We start from the raw sequence: 21195 nt of genomic DNA on the forward strand, positions 1-21195 counted from the left end.
CTATCATCATGCGCACAAGCCAACCGAAAACCATCTATCTGAGTGAATACCAGGTGCCGGATTTCCTGGTGGATCACGTCGACCTGCGTTTCGAACTGTTTGAGGACGGCGCCCGGGTGCACAGCACGCTGACCGTGCGCCGTAACGCGGAAGCCCGTGGCAGGGCCGAGCAGCTGGAGTTGAATGGTGATTCCCTGACCCTGGAGTCCGTTCACCTGGACGGCCGCGAGTTACAGGCGGGCGAGTACGAGGACCGTGGCGAACTACTGGTGGTGCCGGCCGTGCCGGATACCTTCGAACTGCAGGTGGTGACCTGGCTCCAGCCCCATAAGAACACCCGGCTGGAGGGGCTGTACAAGTCCTCCGGCATGTTCTGCACCCAGTGCGAGGCCCAGGGCTTCCGCTGCATTACCTTCTTCCCGGATCGCCCGGATGTCATGGCGCGCTATCGCACCCGCATCGAGGCAGACAAGTCGGCCTATCCGATCCTGCTGTCCAACGGCAACGACGTGGAACGGGGTGATCTCGACGGTGGTCGCCACTTCGTCACCTGGGAGGACCCGTTCCCCAAGCCCAGCTACCTGTTCGCACTGGTCGCCGGGGACCTGGTGGAGCAAAAAGACAGCTTTACCACCATGTCCGGCCGCGACATCGACCTGCGCATCTACATCGAGCCCCGCAACGTCGAGAAGACGGCCCACGCCATGGACTCCCTGAAACGGGCCATGCGCTGGGATGAGGAAGTCTATGGCCGGGAGTACGACCTGGACATTTTCATGATCGTGGCGGTGGACGACTTCAATATGGGGGCCATGGAGAACAAGGGCCTGAACATCTTCAATTCCTCCTGTGTGCTGGCCCGGCCCGAGTCGGAAACCGACATGGCTTTCCAGCGCATCGAGTCTATCGTTGCCCATGAGTACTTCCACAACTGGTCCGGCAACCGCGTGACCTGCCGTGACTGGTTCCAGCTCAGCCTGAAGGAAGGTTTCACGGTATTCCGGGATTCACAGTTCTCCGCGGACATGGGCTCGCCCACGGTCAACCGTATCGAGAATGCCACCCTGCTGCGCACCGCGCAGTTTGCCGAGGACGCCGGCCCCATGGCGCACCCGGTGCGGCCGTCTTCCTACATGGAAATCACCAACTTCTATACCCTCACTATCTACGAGAAGGGTGCCGCAGTGGTACGCATGATCCATACCCTGCTGGGGCCGGAGATGTTCCGCCAGGGCAGTGATCTCTACTTCGGGCGTCACGATGGCCAGGCGGTGACCACCGATGACTTTGTCAAAGCCATGGAGGACGCCAGTGGGCGGGACCTGGGGCAGTTCCGCCTGTGGTATGAGCAGGCCGGCACACCGGAGTTGACGGTGGAGGACGAGTATGACAGGGCGGCGCAGGTATACCGCCTGACCGTCCGCCAGAGCATTCCCGACACGCCGGGACAGACCGACAAAAAGCCCCAGCACATCCCCTTCGCCCTGGGCCTGCTGGACACGGAAGGCAATGACATCCCGCTGACCCTGGCCGGTGAAAGCGGACCAGGCGACACCACCCGTGTGCTGGAGTTGACAGAGCGGGAGCATGTCTTTGAATTCACCGGTGTCGCAAGCCAGCCGGTGCCGTCACTGCTGCGGGATTTCTCGGCGCCGGTGCGCGTCAACTACCCCTGGAACCGCGACCAGCTCATGTTCCTGATGAGCCATGACAGCGATGGCTTCAACCGCTGGGACGCCGGCCAGCGCCTGGCGGTGGACGTTATCCGTGAGGTGGCAGGGCATGCCGAGACGGACATCGATCCGCGGCTGATCAATGCCAGTCGCACCCTCCTCAACGACCGGGAGGCGGACCAGGCGCTGGTAGCGAAGATGCTGCAGCTGCCATCCGAGGCCTACCTGATTGAACTGTCCGAAGAGGCCGATGTGCAAACCATCCATCATGCCCGTGAACGGGTCCTGAAAATGCTGGCAACCGCGTTGCGGGATGACCTGATGGCCTGCTACCAGCGCCAGCAGCCAGCTGAACGCTACCAGGTGACGCCTGAGGATGTGGCCAGCCGTAGCCTGCGCAACATGACGCTGGCCTGGCTGCTGGATCTCGGTGATGAACAGGCGCGGGATATGGCCCTGGAGCAGTTCCGTTCGGCCACCAACATGACCGACCAGTCCGGGGCCCTGCGAGCGCTGGTGAATTCTCCCTTCGAGGAAGAGCGCAGCCATGCGCTGGATACCTTCTATCAGCAGTGGCACAAGGACCCACAGGTGGTGGAACAGTGGTTCTCCATTCAGGCTTCCAGCCCGGTTTCCGGCGACCTGGCAGCGGTACGCCGGTTGCTGGAGCACGAAGCCTTCGACTGGAAGAACCCCAACAAGATCCGCCATGTGGTGGGAGCGTTCGCCGGCCAGAACCTGGTGCACTTCCACGAGCAGGACGGGTCCGGATACGAGTTCCTGGCGGATACCATTCGCCGGCTGGACGACAGCAATCCCCAGATTGCCGCCCGGCTGACAGCACCGCTGACCCGCTGGCGCAAGTTTGCCCATGTCTATAGCGAGGGCATGCGCAAGGCGTTGGAGTCGGTGCGGGACAAGGATGGCCTGTCCCGTGACGTCTACGAGGTTGTCCACAAGAGCCTGGCTGACTGAGCCGGGCGCAGATAATGACTGGATACTCAGACGGTTAGTTGGTAGCCCGGCTTTATTTTGCCGCCGATGTGGGCTATTTTTTAACAAGCTGAGTATGTGGCGTTTTGTAACGTCCGGCTGATGAGCCTCGGGAAAGGCTCTGTCTTGCATGAGCAGGCAGGGGTTTCCGGGCTCCACCAAAAACACGAATTAAGAGGGAATCGTCTATGGCTATCCGAACAGCACTGGGACTCAAAGCCTCCACCCTGGCCCTTGCGGCCTCCGTGGGTCTGGCAGCAGGCTCCATGTCGGCATCTGCACAGGAACAGCAGTTCGTGACTATCGGCACCGGTGGTGTTACCGGCGTCTACTATCCCGCCGGCGGCGCCATCTGCCGTCTGGTCAACATGGATCGCAAGGAGCACGGTATCCGTTGCTCGGTGGAAAGTACCGGCGGTTCCGTCTACAACCTCAATGCCATCAGCCAGGGCGAGCTGGATCTGGCGGTTGCCCAGTCCGACTGGCAGTACCACGCCTACAACGGTACCAGCGAGTTCGAAGGCGACAAGAACGAGAAGCTGCGCGCAGTGTTCTCTCTGCACCCCGAGCCGTTCACCGTTGTTGCCAGCAAGGGCTCCGGCATCAAGACCTTTGAAGATCTGGAAGGCAAGCGCGTTTCCGTAGGCAACCCGGGCTCCGGTCAACGGGCTACTGCGGAAGTCCTGATGGATGAGATGGGCTGGTCCCTGGACAAGTTTTCCCTGGCGGCGGAACTGAAGGCAGCGGAACAGTCGCAGGCACTGTGTGACGGCAACATCGACGCCTTTTTCTACACTGTGGGTCACCCCTCTGGAGCTATCAAGGAGGCCACCACCTCCTGTGACAGCACCATCGTCGCGGTGGACAACGAGGCTACCCGGACCCTGGTTGATGACAACCCGTATTACCGCGTTGCCACCATCCCGGGCGGCATGTACCGCGGTAACGACGACGACGTGAAGACCTTCGGTGTGGCGGCCACCTTCGTGACCTCCTCCGATGTGAGCGAAGACGTGGTCTATGAAGTGGTCAGCGCCGTGTTCGAAAACTTCGACAGCTTCAAGCGCCTGCACCCGGCGTTCAGTAACCTCAACAAGGAAGAGATGGTATCCGATGCCCTGAGTGCACCGCTGCACAAGGGTGCCGAGAAGTATTACCGTGAGGCTGGCCTGATCGAGTAATTGCCAGACCTGCAGGTAACCGCCGGAGGCCGAGTCCTCCGGCGGCTTGTGTCTGACCACTGAATTTCCGATGGAACCGGCCCATGACCGAGCGTGATCCGTCTGCTTCCGATAATGTAGATGTCTCCAGGATTCATCAGGTACTACAGACGGAAACCGGGGGCAGGGCGCTGACAGGACCTGCGTCGGTACTGTTGTTCATTGTTCCGGTGGTGTGGTCACTGTTCCAGTTGTGGATTGCCTCTCCGCTGCCGTTCATCGTCAATTTCGGCATTTTCAATTCCACGGAAGCCCGCTCCATCCACTTGGCGTTTGCGACTTTCCTGGCTTTTACGGCCTTCCCCATGTTTCGGGGGCGGCATAACGAACATATTCCCTGGTTTGACTGGATTCTGGCGCTGGCGGCGTCATTTTCCTCCGCCTATCTGTTCCTGTTTTATGACGCGCTTTCCGAGCGTCCCGGGGCGCCCATTCTTCAGGACCTTATCATCGCACTGGGCGGCCTGGTGTTGTTGCTGGAAGCGACCCGCAGGGCATTGGGCCTGCCGCTGACCGTCGTGGCGGCGGTGTTCATTACTTACTCCCTGGCTGGCCCCTGGATGCCGGATGTGATTGCCCATAAGGGCGCCAGCCTGCAAAAGCTGGCATCCCACCAATGGCTGGGTACGGAAGGCGTGTTCGGGGTGGCCCTGGGTGTCTCCACCTCGTTCGTCTTTCTGTTCGTTCTGTTCGGTGCCCTGCTGGAAAAGGCCGGTGCCGGCAACTATTTCATCAAGGTGGCCTATGCCCTCCTGGGGCACATGCGTGGCGGCCCCGCCAAGGCTGCAGTCGTGTCCAGCGGCCTGTCCGGTATCATCTCCGGCTCGTCCATTGCCAATGTGGTCACCACCGGTACTTTCACTATCCCTCTGATGAAACGGGTGGGTTTTCCGGCAACCAAGTCCGGGGCGGTGGAAGTCGCGGCGTCCACCAATGGCCAGCTGACCCCGCCAGTGATGGGGGCGGCGGCCTTCCTGATGGTGGAATACGTGGGTATTTCGTACCTGGAAGTGATCAAGCATGCCATTTTGCCGGCCATGATTTCCTACATTGCACTGATTTTCATTGTGCACGTGGAGGCCTGCAAACTGGGCATGGAGGGCATCGAGCGCCTGAACAAACCCACTCTGGCCCAGAGAATGCTGACCTGGGTGGTGCTGCTTCTGGGCCTGATCGTACTCACCCTGGCGGTCTATTATGGCATTGGCTGGATCAAGACTCTGCTGGGCGATGCCGCCGCGTGGGTACTGGGTCCGTTGTTGCTGGTGATTTATGTCGCCCTGGTGGCTTACGGGACCAGATTCCCTCCGCTGGAAATCGATGATGCTTCCACGGATATGACCCAGTTGCCGGAGGTGGGGCCGACCGTCAAGACCGGTCTTTACTTCCTTCTGCCGGTGGTGGTGTTGATCTGGTGCCTGACTGTCGAGCGCTTCTCGCCCCAGTTGTCCGCCTTCTGGGCGACCATGCTGATGATTTTCATTGTGCTTACCCAGCGCCCGCTACAGGCGTTTTTCCGCAAGCGTGGGGAGCTTGGCCGGGCCATTCGTAACGGCTGGTCAGAGCTGATCCATGGCCTGGCCACTGGTGGCCGCAATATGGTCGGTATCGGTGTGGCCACTGCCACAGCCGGTATCGTGGTGGGCACCGTGACTCTGACCGGCATCGGTCTGGTGATGACCGAATTCGTGGAATTCATCTCCGGTGGCAACCTGATGCTGATGCTGATCTTTACCGCCCTTATCAGCCTGCTGCTGGGCATGGGGCTACCCACCACGGCAAACTATATCGTGGTGTCGACCCTGATGGCACCGGTGATCGTGACCCTCGGTGCTGAAAACGGTCTCCTGGTTCCACTGATTGCTGTTCATCTGTTTGTGTTCTACTTCGGTATACTGGCGGACGACACGCCTCCGGTGGGGCTGGCGGCTTATGCGGCCGCCGCCATATCGGGAGCGGATCCCATCCGCACCGGCATACAGGGCTTTGCCTACGACATCCGCACGGCGGTGTTGCCGTTCATGTTCATTTTCAATAATCAGTTGCTGCTGATCGGGCTGACCGGGCCGGTGGACCTGATCATCACCATTGTCAGCGCGGTGGTGGCCATACTGGCTTTCTCGGCAGCAACCCAGGGCTTCTGGCTGACCCGCAGCTACAAGTGGGAATCGCTGCTGTTGATTCTGATTGCGTTCACCCTGTTCCGTCCGGGTTTCTGGTGGGACCGGGTCTACCCCGAATACGAGCAACGCCCGGGTTCAGAGCTGGTACAGCAGGTGGAGGCACTGGTCGACATGCCGCAGGTGGACTCCATCATGATGCAGGCATCGGGCCCGTCAATCACCGGCGAAGAGGAGCTGTCGACCTGGCTCAGGCTGCCGCTGTCTGAAGGCGACAGTGGAGCTGAACGGGTGATGAACATGGGTATCGAGGGGGCGCCGGATGGTGATGTCTACACCGTTGATTTCATCGCGTTTGACAGTCCTGCCGACGATGCCCGCCTGGATTTTGGCTGGACCATCGATGCCATCCGGGTGCCCCAGGAACGGCCACCCCGAGAGCTGGTCTATATTCCGGCCATTGTATTGCTGGCTCTGATTGGCTGGCTCCAGCTTCGGCGTCGCGGCCGTGGAGACCCGTCACAAGCGGCGCCGGCTACCTGACAGGCCGGCCGCTTTCCTGTTAAACTCCGCCCCGATCGAGCCGCACTGGTAGCGCGGCTCCCGTTAACACGTGGTCTCTGGTACGGATCACCGCTGAGAGGAGTTTTCCCATGCCGGTAGTAACCCTGCCTGACGGCAGTCATCGTAGTTTTCCCAACCCTGTCACCGTCCATGATGTAGCCGCTGATATTGGCGCGGGCCTGGCCAAGGCCGCCCTGGCGGGCCGGGTCAATGGCAAGCTGGTGGACACCAGTTACGAGATTGACCGCGACACCGATCTGGCCATTGTCACTGAGCGCGACGAGGACGGCGTTGATGTTATCCGCCACTCCACCGCCCACCTGCTGGCGATGGCGGTGAAGGAGCTGTTCCCGGAGGCCCAGGTCACCATTGGCCCGGTCATCGACAACGGCTTCTACTACGATTTCAAGTTCGACCGCCCGTTCACCAATGAGGATCTGGAGCGGATCGAAAAGCGCATGGGTGAACTCGCCAGCCAGGACATCCCGGTGTCCCGCTCCGTCATGTCCCGGGAGGAAGCCGTCAGGCTTTTCCACGAGATGGGCGAGGAATACAAGGTTCGGATCATCGAGGACATTCCTGGTGACGAGGACCTGTCGTTCTATCGTCAGGGCGACTTTATCGACCTGTGCCGTGGCCCCCATGTGCCCAGCACCGGCAAGCTCAAGGCCTTCAAGCTGACCAAGGTGGCCGGAGCCTATTGGCGCGGCGATACCGGCAATGAGCAATTGCAGCGGGTCTATGGCACTGCCTGGGGCAACAAGAAGGAACTGAAGGCCTACCTGCAACGGCTGGAAGAGGCCGAGAAGCGGGATCACCGCAAGATCGGCAAGAAGCTGGACCTGTTCCACATGCAGGAAGAAGCGCCGGGCATGGTGTTCTGGCACCCGGACGGCTGGTCGCTGTATCAGGAAGTCGAGCAGTACATGCGCGAGATGCAGCGTCGCCACGGCTACCAGGAAATCAAGACACCGCAGGTGGTATCGCGCACCCTGTGGGAGCGTTCCGGGCACTGGGACAAGTTCCAGGACGACATGTTTACCACCGAGTCCGAGAAGCACGATTTCGCTATCAAGCCCATGAACTGCCCCTGTCATATCCAGGTGTTCAACCAGGGCCTGAAAAGCTACAAGGACCTGCCGCTGCGGCTGGCGGAATTCGGCTCCTGTCACCGTAACGAGGCGTCCGGCGCGCTGCACGGGTTGATGCGTGTGCGCGGCTTTACCCAGGACGATGCCCACATCTTCTGTGAGGAAAACTCCATCCAGAAGGAAGTGTCCAGCTTCATCGCCATGCTCCACGATGTTTACGCGGACTTCGGCTTCGAGCAGATCCTGTACAAGCTGTCCACCCGCCCGGAAAAGCGCGTGGGGTCCGACGAGGTGTGGGACAAGGCCGAGGCGGCCCTGGAAGAGGCCCTGAATCGCGAGGGCGTCGACTGGGAGCTGCTGCCCGGTGAGGGCGCTTTCTACGGGCCCAAGATCGAGTTTTCCCTGAAAGACTGTATCGGCCGGGTCTGGCAGTGCGGTACCATCCAGGTGGACTTTTCAATGCCCGGTCGCCTTGGTGCCCAGTATGTGGCGGACAACTCCGAGCGCCGGACACCGGTCATGCTGCACCGGGCGGTGCTGGGTTCCTTCGAACGGTTTATCGGCATCCTGATCGAGGAATATGAGGGCGCTTTCCCCACCTGGCTGGCGCCTACCCAGGTGGCAATCCTCAATATTACCGACCGTCAGGGGGATTATTGCAGGAATCTCGCAGAAAAATGGCAGAATGCGGGCTATCGGGTAAATGCCGACTTGAGAAATGAGAAGATCGGCTTTAAAATCCGCGAGCATACTTTAAACAAGGTTCCGTATCTGGTCGTTATCGGCGATAAGGAAGTCGATGACGGCGCCGTTGCGGTGAGAACCCGCAAAGGGGAAGATCTCGGAACCATGTCGCCGGAAGCGCTCGAGACTCTGCTGGCAGCAGAGATCGCGCGCAAAGGCAGAACCAAGACGGAGAACTGATTATCAAACAGCGAGCGAATCGGGGTGGTCGCGCACCACGCGCACCTATCAATGACAACATTGACGCAACTGAAGTACGACTTATTGATGCTGAGGGCAACCAGGTAGGCGTTGTTCCCATCGGGGACGCCCTCAAAGCAGCTGAAGAAGCGTCTCTGGACCTGGTTCAGGTTACGGATTCCGATCCGGTCGTTTGTAAGATAATGGACTTCGGCAAGAAGGTCTTCGAAGAGAAGAAGGCCAAAGCCGCTGCCAAGAAGAAGCAGAAGCAGGTCCAGGTCAAAGAAGTGAAATTCAGACCAGGGACGGAAGAAGGGGATTATCAGGTCAAACTACGCAACCTGGTACGTTTCCTTGAAAACGGGGACCGCGGCAAAATCACTGTTCGCTTCCGTGGCCGTGAGATGGCACACCAGGAAATCGGTATGCAGCTCATGAACCGCATCGAGAAGGACATTGAAGAGCTGGCCCAGGTAGAGCAACGGCCCAAGATGGAAGGCCGCCAGATGACCATGGTGGTGTCGCCCCGTAAAAAGAAGTAATCCCGAACGCAAGTGAGGTCCCCCGCGCTGGCGGGGGATTTGTCGTTCAGGATTGCATTTATTTATTGAAAAAACGAATGCGGAGTTTCAGAAATGTCCAAGATGAAAACCAAGAGTGGAGCGACCAAGCGGTTCAAGAAAACCGCCACGGGCTTCAAGCATAAGCAGTCCTTCACCAGTCATATCCTGACCAAGAAGAGCCCGAAGCGTAAGCGTCAGCTGCGAGGCACCAAGATGATTGCAAAATCAGACGTTGCTTCCGTCAAGCGTATGATCGCCGGCTAATCAACAGGTCACTGGAGAAGGAAACAGTTTATGGCACGTGTTAAACGTGGCGTGGTAGCACGCCGTCGTCACAAGAAGATACTGAAGCAGGCCAAGGGTTACTACGGTGCCCGCAGTCGTGTATTCCGTGTAGCCAAACAGGCGGTCATCAAGGCGCATCAGTATGCCTACCGTGACCGTCGTAACCGCAAGCGCTCTTTCCGCGCTCTGTGGATCTCGCGGATCAACGCTGGCGCCCGCGCCAATGGCCTGTCCTACAGCCGGCTGATCGCCGGTCTGAAGAAGGCTGAAGTGGAAATCGATCGCAAGGTTCTGGCCGATCTGGCCATGAACGAGCAGCAGGCGTTTTCTGCTGTCGTAGAGAAAGCAAAAGCGGCGCTCTGATCGCCGGGCTCTTTCGACGAGTTTCGATCGATGGGTGACCGTGACAATGGTCACCCCTGACAGGGGAAGGGCGCGCTCTTCCCCTGTTTTTGTTTGTGGTGCCGGAAACTGGCAGCCGACGTCGCAGAAGACAGACTACCCCGAATAATTGAGGGAGCTTCCGAAAGGCAAGCAGGTGCTTTCCGGAAACTCCCTGGCCTCAATTCTGGTTTGGAGCAGGCAGCAATGGAAAACCTGGAGCAACTTGTTCAGGACGGACTGACCGCCGTCAAGAACGCGGAAAGTTTGCAGGCACTGGATCAAATCCGTGTGGAATACCTGGGCAAGAAGGGTGTCATTACCCAACAGGCAAAAACCCTTGGCAAGCTCAGCGCCGAGGAACGCCCCGCCGCCGGCCAGAAGATCAACGAAGCCAAGGGCCAGGTGGAACAGGCCATCAACGCCCGCCGCGCCAGCCTGGAGGAAGCGGTCATCGCCGACCGGCTGGCGCGGGAATCCATTGATGTCACCCTGCCTGGCCGCGGCCAGGACCTGGGCGGCCTGCACCCGGTAACCCGTACCCTGCAGCGCATCGAGCAGTTCTTCGGCAATGCTGGTTATACAGTGGAGCAGGGGCCGGAAATCGAAGACGATTACCACAACTTCGAAGCCCTCAATATTCCCGGCCATCACCCGGCACGGGCGATGCACGACACCTTCTATTTCAACCCCGGCACCCTGCTGCGAACCCACACCTCCCCGGTTCAGATTCGCACCATGGAAGCGGGTGAGCCGCCGTTCCGTATGATCTGCCCGGGCCGGGTCTATCGCTGTGATTCCGATATGACCCACACGCCCATGTTCCACCAGGTAGAGGGTCTGCTGGTGGAGAAGGATGTCAGCTTCGCCGACCTGAAAAGTACCGTCGAGGAATTCCTGCGGGTGTTCTTTGAGCGTGATCTTCAGGTCCGGTTCCGTCCGTCCTATTTTCCGTTTACCGAGCCGTCCGCCGAAGTGGACATCGAGTGGGGCCGGGAAGAGGACGGCAGCATCAAGTGGCTGGAAGTCATGGGCTGCGGCATGGTGCACCCCAGGGTCTTCGAGCACTGTGGTATCGATGCCGAACAATACCGGGGTTTTGCCTTTGGCCTGGGGGTTGAGCGCCTGGCCATGCTGCGTTACGGGGTGAACGACCTGCGTATGTTCTTCGATAACGACCTGCGCTTCCTGCGCCAGTTCCGATAATCACCAACCGTTCCAGAAACACCGCATCAGGACAAAGGCATTTACCATGAAATTTAGCGAAAAGTGGCTGCGCGAATGGGTTAATCCGGCCATTGGCTCACAGGAACTGATGGACCAGATTACCATGGCGGGCCTGGAAGTGGATGGTTTCGAGCCGGTTGCCGGTGGTTTTACCGGTGTCGTCGTGGGCGAGGTCAGGTCGGTTGCGCCGCACCCGGATGCGGACAAACTGCGTGTCTGCCAGGTCAGCGACGGTGACGAGACGGTGGCGGTGGTATGCGGCGCGCCCAACGTGCGGGAAGGACTGAGAGTACCTTTTGCCACCGTGGGCGCCGTGCTGCCGGGTGATTTCAGGATCAAGAAAGCGAAGCTTCGCGGTCAGCCTTCCAACGGCATGCTGTGTTCCGAATCCGAACTGGGTCTGTCCGATGACCACGCCGGCCTGATGGAGTTGCCGGCGGATGCACCGGTTGGCGAGGCCATTGATCGTTATCTCGGCCTCGATGATATCACCATCGATGTGGACCTGACCCCGAACCGTGCGGACTGCCTGTCCCTGCGCGGCCTGGCCCGGGAAGTCGGCGTGCTGACCGGTGAGTCCGTCCGTGAGCCCGAATTGTCCCCGGTACTGGCAAGCCACGATGAGAGACCATCCGTGGCTGTCGAGGCGCCGGCCGCCTGCCCCCGTTACCTGGGGCGCATCATCCGCAACGTGGACCTGTCCGTTGCCACTCCCTTGTGGATGGTGGAGAAGCTGCGCCGCAGTGGCGTCCGTTCGATTGACCCGGCGGTGGATATCACCAACTACGTGATGCTCGAGCTTGGCCAGCCCCTGCACGCCTTCGACCGCGCCGAAATCGAGGGCGGTATCGTAGTGCGCATGGCGAAACCCGACGAGGAGCTGGTGTTGCTGGACGGCCAGACCGTCAAACTGACCCCGGACACCCTGGTCATTGCCGACCACGCCAAGCCGCTGGCTATTGCCGGCGTCATGGGCGGCGAGCATTCGGGTGTGACCGGCAAGACCCGCGACCTGATCCTCGAATCCGCCTGGTTCGAGCCCGTGGCCATGGCCGGCAAGGCCCGGGAGTATGGCCTTCACACCGACGCTTCCCATCGCTTCGAGCGGGGTGTGGACTATGAGCTGGCCCGTACCGCCATGGAGCGGGCCACGGCGCTGTTGCTCGCCATTACCGGTGGCGAGGCCGGCGAAGTGGTGGAAGTTGCCAGCGATGAGCACCTGCCCAGGGCTGAACAGGTCACTCTGCGCGCCGATCGTCTGAATGCCGTGCTGGGCATGACTATCGACGCGGCCCGGGTTGAAGACATCCTCACCCGGCTGGGTCTGCACATTGTTGACCAGACCGGCGATCGCTGGACCGTCAGAGTGCCCAGCTACCGGCCCGATATCAGCATTGAGGAAGACCTCATCGAGGAAGTGGGCCGCATTTACGGCTATAACAACCTGCCGGTGACCGAGCCGGTGGGATCGCTCGCCCTGCGGCCGGTGAAGGAAGCGGAACGTCCGGTGTCGGCGGTTCGTAACTTCTTCGTGTCCTGCGGCTACCAGGAAGCCATTACCTACAGCTTCGTGGACCCGAAGGTTCAGGAAGTGCTTGACCCGGAACGGGAGGGTATTGCCCTGGCCAACCCCATTTCCGCAGACCTGGCGGTGATGCGCACGACGCTCTGGAGCGGCCTGGTCAAGACTCTCGAATACAACCAGAGGCGCCAGCAGCCCCGTATACGTCTGTTCGAGACCGGCCTGCGTTTCGTGAGAAGCGGTGACCGGATCGATCAGGAGCCAATGCTGGCAGGTGTTGTCACCGGCGGGCAGCTTCCTGAAAACTGGGCCAATGGCCGTCGTGATGCCGATTTCTTTGACGTCAAGGGAGAGCTGGAGTCGCTGTTCAGCCTGCTGGGTGTGGAGGTTCGATTTGCCGCCGGCCAACATCCAGCGCTGCATCCGGGCCAGACAGCACAACTGTTTCTGGGCGATCAAGCGGTTGGCTGGCTGGGCGCCATGCATCCGCAGGTGCAGAAAAAACTGGATGTGGATGGCACGATCCTGATGTTTGAGCTATTCTTGAATCCAATCGTTTCCGGATATGTGCCTAATTTCAAAGAAATTTCAAAATACCCTGAAGTTCGGCGGGATTTGGCTATTATTATCGGAAATGAGATTGCGTTTGCAGACGTTGACCGGGTTGTCCGCAACAATGCCGGTGAGCGTCTGACCGCGTTGCGTGCGTTTGATGTCTATGAAGGTGAAAAACTGGGCGAGGGCAAACGAAGCCTGGCCCTCAGCCTGTTCTGGCAGCATCCCGAGCGCACACTCAATGATGACGAAGTACATGAGTTCTTTGACAGGGTGATCAACGCCCTGCAGAAAGAGCTGGGGGCGACACTGAGGAGCTAGTAATGACGGCTTTGACGAAAGCGGAAATGGCGGAGAAGCTCTACGAGGAACTTGGCCTGAACAAGCGGGAGGCCAAGGAAATGGTGGAAGCCTTTTTCGATGAAATCAGAGACGCACTCAGCCATAACGAGCAGGTCAAACTGTCGGGTTTTGGCAATTTTGATTTGCGCGACAAGAAGCAGAGACCGGGACGGAACCCGAAAACCGGGGAAGAGATTCCTATCAGCGCACGCCGTGTGGTAACTTTCCGGCCGGGCCAGAAGTTGAAACAGAAAGTAGAGACCTATGCTGGAAGCCAGTAATAACAACGAACTACCGGCCATCCCTGGCAAGCGCTACTTCACTATCGGTGAGGTAGCTGAGCTTTGTCAGGTCAAGGCCCATGTATTGCGGTACTGGGAACAGGAGTTTCCACAGCTGTCGCCCGTCAAGCGTCGGGGTAACCGTCGCTATTACCAGCGCGCCGACGTCATCACCATTCGTCAGATTCGCAGCCTGCTTTACGAACAGGGCTACACCATCGGTGGCGCCAAGCAGAAACTGAGTGGCGAGGAAATCAAGGAAGACACCAGTCAATACAGGCAATTGATCCGGCAAACAATCACCGAGCTGGAAGATGTCCTGGACGTGCTCAACGCTCCGGTCCGATAAGGCCGTGTTGTGGCTCGTTGGTATCAAGGAACCGGCTCGGGAAGGCCGGTTTTTTTGTGTCAGGGCACAGGTTGATTCCGGCCAGGGCCGTGAAGGGCTGCCCGGGTTTGTTGAATCGACTCGCGTCCCTGACTAGTGTCTCGTCTGGTTAATTCGCTGATCTACTGAGCCACTGAGAGCCTTGAGAGCAAGGCGCGGTGGCGAAGGTTTGGTGGTTCCAAATCGAGTCAGCGCAACGCGGCTATCAAGGCTCTCAGTGGCTCCCGAAGGGCGCGACGCTGGGGCCTCTGGCCGGTGTTGCCAGCCCTTGATGTGGAACCACCACACCTGCGAACTGGCGCCTTGGCCAGAAGCACCAGCGTCACGCAGTAGGTCAGCGAATTAACCAGACGGGACACTAGATTGGCAAACAGGATGTTTATACAAAGGTACAGGCCATGACTCCGGACACACCATTCAGCCAGGATTTCAGTGAGCGTATGCAGACCCTGGGACTGCCCGTTGCTGCGGAGCCCTTCGAACATTTCCCTCGGGCCGTTTCCAATGCCTCGCAGATGGCTGCCGTGGTGGGGCTGCTGGAAGATCAGGCGTCCATGACCGAACTGGTCCGGCGTACCCTCGGCCTTGAGAAGCTGATGGTGGCGGGTAACTACAACGCCCGGGCCTACACGGCGGGGGTTATCAGCTGCCTGGCCTTTGCCTCCGGTCAGGTGCGGGCCGGTGGATCTCCCATGGGGGATCTGTTCCGGTTTACCTTCCAGCATCGGCTCCAGTTTCCGGGGTGGCAACTGGTCTTCATGATGAACCGCGCTCTGACCGATCCGGCTTCCCAGATTCCACACGCTTTTGGTAACCGGGCCCGTCAGGTCGCCTGAGTGACCGTGTCGGGTCCACCAGGGTAGACTGCTTTTGCCACAGGAACCGTTTGTGTCTGATTCCCTCCCTTTCTCCCAGGCCTGTAAGAACAACCGACAACCGATTCTGGACCAGCTCACTGACGTGGTAACCGGGCCCGCCGTCGTGCTGGAAATCGGCACAGGTACCGGTCAGCACGCCGAGTACTTTGCCGGGCAGCTGCCCCATGTGCGCTGGTTGCCAACGGATCATCCGGATAATGTCTGGATGTGCCGGCAGCGTCTGGTGCTGGCTGATCTGCCCAATGTGGCGGCGCCCATTGCCCTGAATGTCAGCGAGCGGCCCTGGCCGCTGCCCGCCTTCGATCACGCCTATTCTGCCAACACCGCTCACATCATGGCGTGGGAGGAAGTCTGTGACATGTTTGGCGGGGTTGCGGAAGGGCTGGGTGAAGGCGGATGTTTCTGCCTGTACGGGCCGTTCAATGATCAGGGCGGGTACACCAGCGACAGTAACCGGCAGTTCGACCGGCACCTGCGGGCCAGGCTTCCGCACATGGGTCTGAGAAACCTGCAGGACCTGGAGGCACTGGCCGCAGGCCTGGGAATGTCCCTGTACCGGAACCTGGAAATGCCGGCCAACAATCGTCTGCTCATATTCAGGAAGAGCGCTTCCTGACGGCCTGACATCTGGAGAACACCATGACCTGGATGCTATTGGGTGCCGGCCTGGTACTGCTTATCATCGGTGCGGAATTGCTGGTACGGGGTGCTGCCCGCCTGGCGGCGAGTTTTGGCGTGCCGGCGCTGGTGATCGGTCTGACGGTGGTGGCCTTTGGCACCAGCGCCCCGGAGCTGGCAGTCAGCATGAAATCCGCCTGGTCCGGGCAGACCGAACTGGCCATTGCCAATGTGGTGGGCAGCAACATCTTCAATGTGCTGTTCATTCTCGGGCTGGCGGCGGTGGTGTCGCCGCTGATGGTGTCGCGCCAGCTGATCCGGCAGGATGTTCCCATCATGATTCTGATCAGTGCCGTGGCTGCCGCCATGGCATGGGACGGCATTCTGGCGTTCCGGGAGGCGGTGGTGCTGTTCACCGGCCTGATCGTCTACACGGTGTTCCTGTTCATACAGGGGCGGCGTAAAGGTCCGCAGCTTGCTGATGGTGATGTGGCCGGATTGTCCGAGAAAGCGGTACCTGCCTGGCGCAATCTGCTGCTTGTTGTGGCAGGGCTGGTCCTGTTGGTCATGGGCTCACGCTGGCTGGTCCAGAGTGCGGTGACCATAGCCGGTTCGCTGGGGGTGAGCGAGGCGGTGATCGGCCTGACCATTATTGCAGCCGGCACCTCGTTGCCGGAGGTGATGACCTCGGTGATGGCCACTCTGCGTGGGCAGCGGGATATCGCTATCGGCAATGTGGTCGGCAGTAACGTGTTCAACCTGCTGTGCGTGCTGGGCCTGTCGGGGCTGGTGTCGCCGGAGCCACTGGTGGCCGGCAGCCAGATGGCGTCGCTGGATATTCCGGTCATGCTGGGCGTGGCCCTGCTGTGCCTGCCGCTGTTCTTCACCGGCGCCGCACTGACACGGTTTGAAGGCAGCCTGTTCCTGATGCTGTACGTCTGTTATGTCTGGTACATGGTGGCGCTGGCGCTGGCCGTGGATTATCTGCCGACCCTTCAGGTCACCATTGGATACGGCCTGATACCTCTGGTGGTCCTGGTGGTGGCAGGACTTCTCGGCCGTGACCTGATTGCTCGCCGCCGCTCAAACGGGGCGGCCAGTCAGTGACGGTTACCTGCGGCGCTGATCTCGCCACGCACATTGGTTTCATCTTCAGAGGATGTCAGCCTGCGTAGCCGGACGAACAGGTCATGTCTGTCTTTTCTGAGGGATGCGATGTAGCTCGGGGTAATGGACAGCAGCGAGGCCTCGAGTATGGAGCAAAGAAAGGAAAAACCAATAGAGAGAACAGCAAACAGAATCAGGAGTGTCATGCAGGCCCGGCCCAGGTAAACAAGGATGAATGGTATCGCTTCGACATGGCCATGTGAAGCATTAGCACGGCAAGTACCTCAGGACCGGGAGAAATGAGATAAAAATCGGTATAGTGCTGCAAAGTCTACGTTTCAGGATAGAAGACCATGCTATTTGCCATATTGCTCGGTGCCGCCATTGGTTATGCCTTTGGCAAGGTACCCGGAATGCTCATCGGTGCCGCCCTGGGTGCGTTCCTGCTTAACCGGCTGAAGAAGAGGCTGGTAGGGCGGCTGCGAGACATGCAGTCCGGGTTTGTGGAATCGGTGTTCGCCGTAATGGGTGCGGTCAGCAAGGCGGACGGCGTGGTTACCGACGATGAGATCCGCATGGCCGAGGCCATGTTCGACCGCTTCCACCTGAGTGCCGAGCAGCGGGAGAGCGCCAAGGCGGCTTTCAGCCGTGGCAAGTCGCCGGACTTTGATCTGGACGCTGAACTGGCGCGGTTCCGGCGCGTATGCAGTGGGCAGTCGGCCCTGCTGCAGATGTTCCTGCAGGTTCAGGTATCCGCGGTAGCCGCCGACGGCGAAGTCCACCCGGCCGAGCACGAGATGCTGGTGCGCATTGCCCGCGGCCTGGGGCTGTCGGAGAGCCTGGTTGAACAGCTGGAAGCCACCCTTCGCGGGGCCCAGGCAGGTGCCGGCGCCAACAAGTATTCCACCTCCGAGCAGATCGACAATGCCTACAAAGCCCTGGGGGTCAGCCCCTCGGCCAGCGATGCTGAACTCAAGCGAACCTATCGCAAGCTGATGAGTGAGAACCACCCGGACAAGCTGGCCGGTCGGGGCTTGCCGGAAAGCATGCGGGAAATGGCCGAGGAACGGACCCGTGAGATCAGCCACGCCTACGATGTGATCAAGGAGGCTCGCAAGCAGAGTGCCTGACGGTTCCGGTCCAGCCGCCATACCCGCAGCGGAGGCCCGCAGAAATTTCTTCCTGGTCTGCCTGGCCCTGACCTTCTGCTTTATCGTCTACTCCATGCTGATCGTGGCCGTGCCGGTGTACGGCCTGCGATTGGGCGCCTCGCCGTTGGTACTTGGTGCCATCCTCAGCAGCCAGTATCTGTTGCCGCTGCTTCTGGCCATTCCCCTTGGCGGTGTCGTCACCCGTTACGGCGGCCGGGCGACTCTTGTTGCCGGCGCCTTCATAATGGTGGCCGGCCTGTTGGCCATGCATTTCTGGTATGGCTATTCGGGGCTGGTGCTCGGGCAGTTGCTGGTGGGGCTGGCACACCTGCAGATGGTGCTCTCGGCCCAGACCATCATTTCCAACCTGGGTACCGGGCCGAGACTGGAACAGTATTTCGGCTGGTATTCCACCTGGCTGTCGGGCGGGCAGGTGGTGGGGCCGTTGCTGGCGGGTGTACTGCTGACGGCTCAGCAGGGTGTTGGCGATGTCTTCCTGGTGATGGCCCTGTTCGCACTTCTCGGTGGTGTCGCGGGCCTGTGGCTGACCGGCCAGGCCCGGGAGCGTCTGGCCATCCGCCGTCGGGAAACCGGCTTCCGTGCTCAATGGGCGCTGATGCGAACCAGCCGTGGCGTGCAATTGTCCGTTCTGGTTACTGCGGTAGGCATGTTCGCCCTGGGCGTGTACGGCAGTTATCTGCCGGTCTACCTGGAAAGCCTGGCCATGAGCCCGGTGGTGATTGGTGTGCTGGTGAGCCTGCGAGCCGGCGTCTCCATGCTGATCCGTCCCTTCATGGCCCGCATGATTGCCCTGGCCGGTGGGCGAGGGCCGGCGGTACTGCTGGCACTGGGTAGCCTGTCGGCCGGCCTTACCTTCCTTGGGTTCTCCGAGCAGATCGTTATTATTGGCATACTGGCCGTTCTGATCGGCATTGGATCGGGCCTTACCCAACCGCTGTCCATGGTGATTCTGGCGGAATCGGTCGATCGGGAAAAGCGCTCAGGCGCCCTGGGCATGCGCCTGATGGCAAACCGGGCGATCCACTTTCTGGCGCCCCTTGTGTTCGGCCTGATGCTGGAGCTGGGTGGCTTCGCGCTCGCCTTCGGTTTGTCTGGCCTTGCGGTAGCGGTGGCCATACTGGGAATGCGACGATTGCTGGAGGCAGGCCATCAGGTGCCATCGTGACTGAGGCCTGGCTCATTTGAAGGGTTGCTCTGGCAGCCAGATGCGAACACATAATCCAGGGTGACCATCGGGCCGGTCTTCGAGGGTCAGTTCGCCGCCATGGAGTTCGGCAATCCGGCGTGAGATGGCCAGTCCCAGTCCGGCCCCGGAGCCCAGCCGCTGGTCCAGTCGCCCAAAGCGGCCAAGGGCTTTTTCATGCTGGGATATGGGAATACCGGGGCCCTGGTCGCAGATGCGTATGCTGAATCCATCGCCCTCAGCCTCAAGGTGCGTGTCCACCCGGGTGCCTTCGGGGCTGTACTGTATGGCATTGGCCAGCAGGGAGCGCATAAGGGTGCTGATGAGGGCTTCCTGGCCACTGATCATCGCCTGCCCGGTCGGGTCTTCGAGAGATGGCTCAATCCCCTTGCGCAGTGCCAGGGGAGAAACATCGGCGATGCTCTGGGCGACAATATCAGAAAGGTTGACGTATTCGGGGCTGAATCCCACGCCAGCGTCCACCCGGCTCAGTAACAGCATCTGCTCCACCAGATGTCCCATCCGGTCCACGGCGGCAGTCAGTTCGCGGAATTTTTCCGGATCTGAGGATTCCAGCTTTTCCAGGTTCAGGCGCAGCGCAGTCAGCGGGGTACGCAGTTCGTGGGCGGCATCGGCGGAGAAGCGTCGTTCCCGCTCCAGCGCGTCATCCAGGCGCTCCAGCAACCCGTTGACGGCCATTACCAGGCCGCTCACTTCTCTGGGGGCGTGGTGAGTGTCGAGTGGGTGTATCCGCTCCGGCGCCATGTGTCGCACTGGCTGTTCCAGTTTCCGCAGCGGCCGGAAGCCCAGTTGAATCGCGATGGCAACCGCCACCACCAGCAGTGGCAGGGCAATCAGTAACGGCAGGATGTTGCCCATGGCCAGTTCCTGGCTCAGCTCCTGACGAATGTCCTCCCGTTGCGCGGTGCGTATCCAGTAGCCGGTTTGCGGGTCCTGCAGGGTGAAGGTACGCCACTGGAACCCCGTGGCTTCGGCCCGGGCGTAACCGGGATTCAAGGCCAGGTCGTCATTGGCGGCGAGTGTGTCCAGCAGGGGCGAGCCATCGGGTGTCCATACTTCGAAGGCGAGTTTCTTCTCGTATTTGTGGCCCGTGCCGTTCGGAAGAATCTCGTTATAATCTCCCTCTTCCAGCGCGCCTTCGGGGAGTTGCAGGGTTTCCTGAAGGGTGCCCGCCAGTTGGTCCGGTGACTGGGTGCTGGCCAGGTGATGCACCAGACCCTGAATAATCCGGGTGCTCTGGGCCAGTTCTGCATCAAACAGCTCTTCCAGTTCGTGGTTGCTTTCAATGTAACTCCAGCCGGCGGCGATCGCTGCAATAAGCATGACGGTGGAGGCTACCAGGGCAATCAGGGTGCGGGTCAGGGACATGCCGTGGCTCCGCACTGTTCCGCCTCCTTGCTGTCCAGCAGGTAACCAACGCCCCGAATGGTGCGGATGACGGTTTTACCCAGCCGTCGCCGCAGGTGGTGGATATGCACTTCCAGGGCATTGCTTTCCACGCCCTGGTCCCAGCCGTAAAGTTGCTCTTCCAGCCGGCGCCGGGTGGCTACCTGGTCCGGGTGCCGCATCAGGTAATGGAGGATCTGCAGCTCGCTTCGGGGCAGGGTGATTATCTGGTCCCCGAGGGTCAGCTGGCCGGAGTCCGGGTTCAGGTGCAAGGTGCCGACGGTCATACCAACGGTCGGGGCAGCGCTGCCCCGGCGGGTTACCGCACGGATACGGGCCTTGAGTTCGGCCATGGCGAACGGTTTGGTGAGGTAGTCATCGGCCCCGGCGTCCAGACCCTGCAGTTTTTCATCAAGGTCGGAGCGGGCGGTGAGGATGATGACCGGGGTCAGCACACCGGCGCTGCGGCTGCGGGCCATGACCTCCAGCCCATCCAGCCGGGGCAGGGTCAGGTCAAGGATGGCCAGGTCGAAATGTTCGTCCCTGAGGGCATTGAGAGCCTGCTGGCCATCATCCAGCCAGTCCACCGTGTGCTGGTCTTCCCGCAGCATGGCGAGCATGGTGTTGGCCAGCATGTGGTCGTCTTCCACAAGGAGAATGCGCATGGAGAGCCATCCTTTTCTGAATAACCAGGCCATTCT

19 protein-coding genes are annotated in these 21195 nt (G+C 60.2%); 16 read left to right on the plus strand and 3 right to left on the minus strand.

The genetic code is table 11. The annotated features are described in order from the left end of the window. Window positions 1-8 precede the first annotated feature (8 nt). The 14 genes from pepN to IE079_RS08485 all read left to right on the plus strand — a co-directional run bounded on the left by pepN (window position 9) and on the right by IE079_RS08485 (window position 16732). Window positions 9-2648, plus strand: a complete 2640-nt coding sequence (gene pepN / locus IE079_RS08420) for an aminopeptidase N (RefSeq protein ID WP_189575370.1) — start codon at window positions 9-11, stop codon at window positions 2646-2648. Window positions 2649-2854: 206 nt separating this feature from the next. Further along, on the plus strand, window positions 2855-3847 hold the full coding sequence (locus tag IE079_RS08425; protein ID WP_189575371.1) for a TAXI family TRAP transporter solute-binding subunit: 993 nt from the start codon (window positions 2855-2857) through the stop codon (window positions 3845-3847). Window positions 3848-3930: 83 nt separating this feature from the next. Continuing rightward, complete coding sequence (locus IE079_RS08430) at window positions 3931-6549, plus strand: TRAP transporter permease (RefSeq protein WP_189575372.1); 2619 nt, start codon at window positions 3931-3933, stop codon at window positions 6547-6549. Window positions 6550-6659: 110 nt separating this feature from the next. After that, a complete protein-coding gene (thrS, locus tag IE079_RS08435; protein ID WP_189575373.1) occupies window positions 6660-8585 on the plus strand; it encodes a threonine--tRNA ligase in 1926 nt (641 codons plus the stop codon). Beyond that, complete coding sequence (gene infC, locus IE079_RS08440) at window positions 8582-9127, plus strand: translation initiation factor IF-3 (RefSeq protein ID WP_189575638.1); 546 nt, start codon at window positions 8582-8584, stop codon at window positions 9125-9127. Before thrS ends, infC begins: the two co-directional genes overlap by 4 nt. Window positions 9128-9220: 93 nt before the next feature. Next, window positions 9221-9412 (plus strand): 50S ribosomal protein L35, encoded by a 192-nt coding sequence (gene rpmI / locus IE079_RS08445; RefSeq protein ID WP_189575374.1) that lies wholly within the window; start codon window positions 9221-9223, stop codon window positions 9410-9412. Window positions 9413-9442: 30 nt separating this feature from the next. Beyond that, window positions 9443-9796 (plus strand): 50S ribosomal protein L20, encoded by a 354-nt coding sequence (gene rplT, locus IE079_RS08450; protein ID WP_189575375.1) that lies wholly within the window; start codon window positions 9443-9445, stop codon window positions 9794-9796. A 225-nt stretch (window positions 9797-10021) separates the two neighbouring features. After that, a complete protein-coding gene (gene pheS, locus IE079_RS08455) occupies window positions 10022-11020 on the plus strand; it encodes a phenylalanine--tRNA ligase subunit alpha (RefSeq protein WP_189575378.1) in 999 nt (332 codons plus the stop codon). Between the two features lie 46 nt (window positions 11021-11066). Beyond that, a complete protein-coding gene (gene pheT / locus IE079_RS08460; protein ID WP_189575380.1) occupies window positions 11067-13439 on the plus strand; it encodes a phenylalanine--tRNA ligase subunit beta in 2373 nt (790 codons plus the stop codon). Between the two features lie 2 nt (window positions 13440-13441). Further along, entirely contained in the window at window positions 13442-13741 is a 300-nt protein-coding gene (gene ihfA / locus IE079_RS08465) for an integration host factor subunit alpha (protein WP_189575382.1), read from the plus strand. Then, window positions 13725-14090, plus strand: coding sequence for a MerR family transcriptional regulator (locus tag IE079_RS08470; RefSeq protein ID WP_189575384.1), 366 nt, complete (start codon window positions 13725-13727; stop codon window positions 14088-14090). The genes ihfA and IE079_RS08470 overlap by 17 nt, the downstream gene beginning before the upstream one ends. A gap of 437 nt (window positions 14091-14527) precedes the next feature. Then, window positions 14528-14965 (plus strand): hypothetical protein, encoded by a 438-nt coding sequence (locus IE079_RS08475; RefSeq protein WP_189575386.1) that lies wholly within the window; start codon window positions 14528-14530, stop codon window positions 14963-14965. Window positions 14966-15017: 52 nt separating this feature from the next. Then, the gene (locus IE079_RS08480) at window positions 15018-15623 is read left to right on the plus strand and encodes a DUF938 domain-containing protein (RefSeq protein WP_189575388.1); all 606 of its coding nucleotides are present in this window, start codon (window positions 15018-15020) and stop codon (window positions 15621-15623) included. A gap of 23 nt (window positions 15624-15646) precedes the next feature. Then, complete coding sequence (locus IE079_RS08485; protein ID WP_189575393.1) at window positions 15647-16732, plus strand: calcium/sodium antiporter; 1086 nt, start codon at window positions 15647-15649, stop codon at window positions 16730-16732. Here IE079_RS08485 and IE079_RS08490 read toward each other — a convergent pair. Next, window positions 16726-16938 carry a hypothetical protein gene (locus IE079_RS08490; RefSeq protein ID WP_227712388.1) on the minus strand — a complete coding sequence of 71 codons (213 nt, stop codon included), beginning with the start codon at window positions 16936-16938 and terminating at the stop codon, window positions 16726-16728. The genes IE079_RS08485 and IE079_RS08490 overlap by 7 nt on opposite strands. Window positions 16939-17085: 147 nt before the next feature. Between IE079_RS08490 and djlA the strand changes: the two genes are divergently transcribed. Beyond that, window positions 17086-17862 carry a co-chaperone DjlA gene (djlA, locus tag IE079_RS08495; protein ID WP_189575400.1) on the plus strand — a complete coding sequence of 259 codons (777 nt, stop codon included), beginning with the start codon at window positions 17086-17088 and terminating at the stop codon, window positions 17860-17862. Further along, window positions 17855-19069, plus strand: a complete 1215-nt coding sequence (locus tag IE079_RS08500; RefSeq protein WP_227712389.1) for an MFS transporter — start codon at window positions 17855-17857, stop codon at window positions 19067-19069. Before djlA ends, IE079_RS08500 begins: the two co-directional genes overlap by 8 nt. Window positions 19070-19081: 12 nt before the next feature. On the opposite strand, the gene IE079_RS08505 is transcribed toward IE079_RS08500, so the two are convergent. Both IE079_RS08505 and IE079_RS08510 read right to left on the minus strand, forming a co-directional pair. Next, complete coding sequence (locus IE079_RS08505; protein ID WP_189575401.1) at window positions 19082-20476, minus strand: ATP-binding protein; 1395 nt, start codon at window positions 20474-20476, stop codon at window positions 19082-19084. After that, window positions 20467-21159: a response regulator transcription factor gene (locus IE079_RS08510; RefSeq protein WP_189575402.1), complete on the minus strand. Its 693-nt coding sequence runs from the start codon at window positions 21157-21159 to the stop codon at window positions 20467-20469. Before IE079_RS08510 ends, IE079_RS08505 begins: the two co-directional genes overlap by 10 nt. Window positions 21160-21195: the final 36 nt, after the last annotated feature.

This window comes from Marinobacter zhanjiangensis, assembly GCF_014651935.1.
Lineage (GTDB): Bacteria > Pseudomonadota > Gammaproteobacteria > Pseudomonadales > Oleiphilaceae > Marinobacter > Marinobacter zhanjiangensis.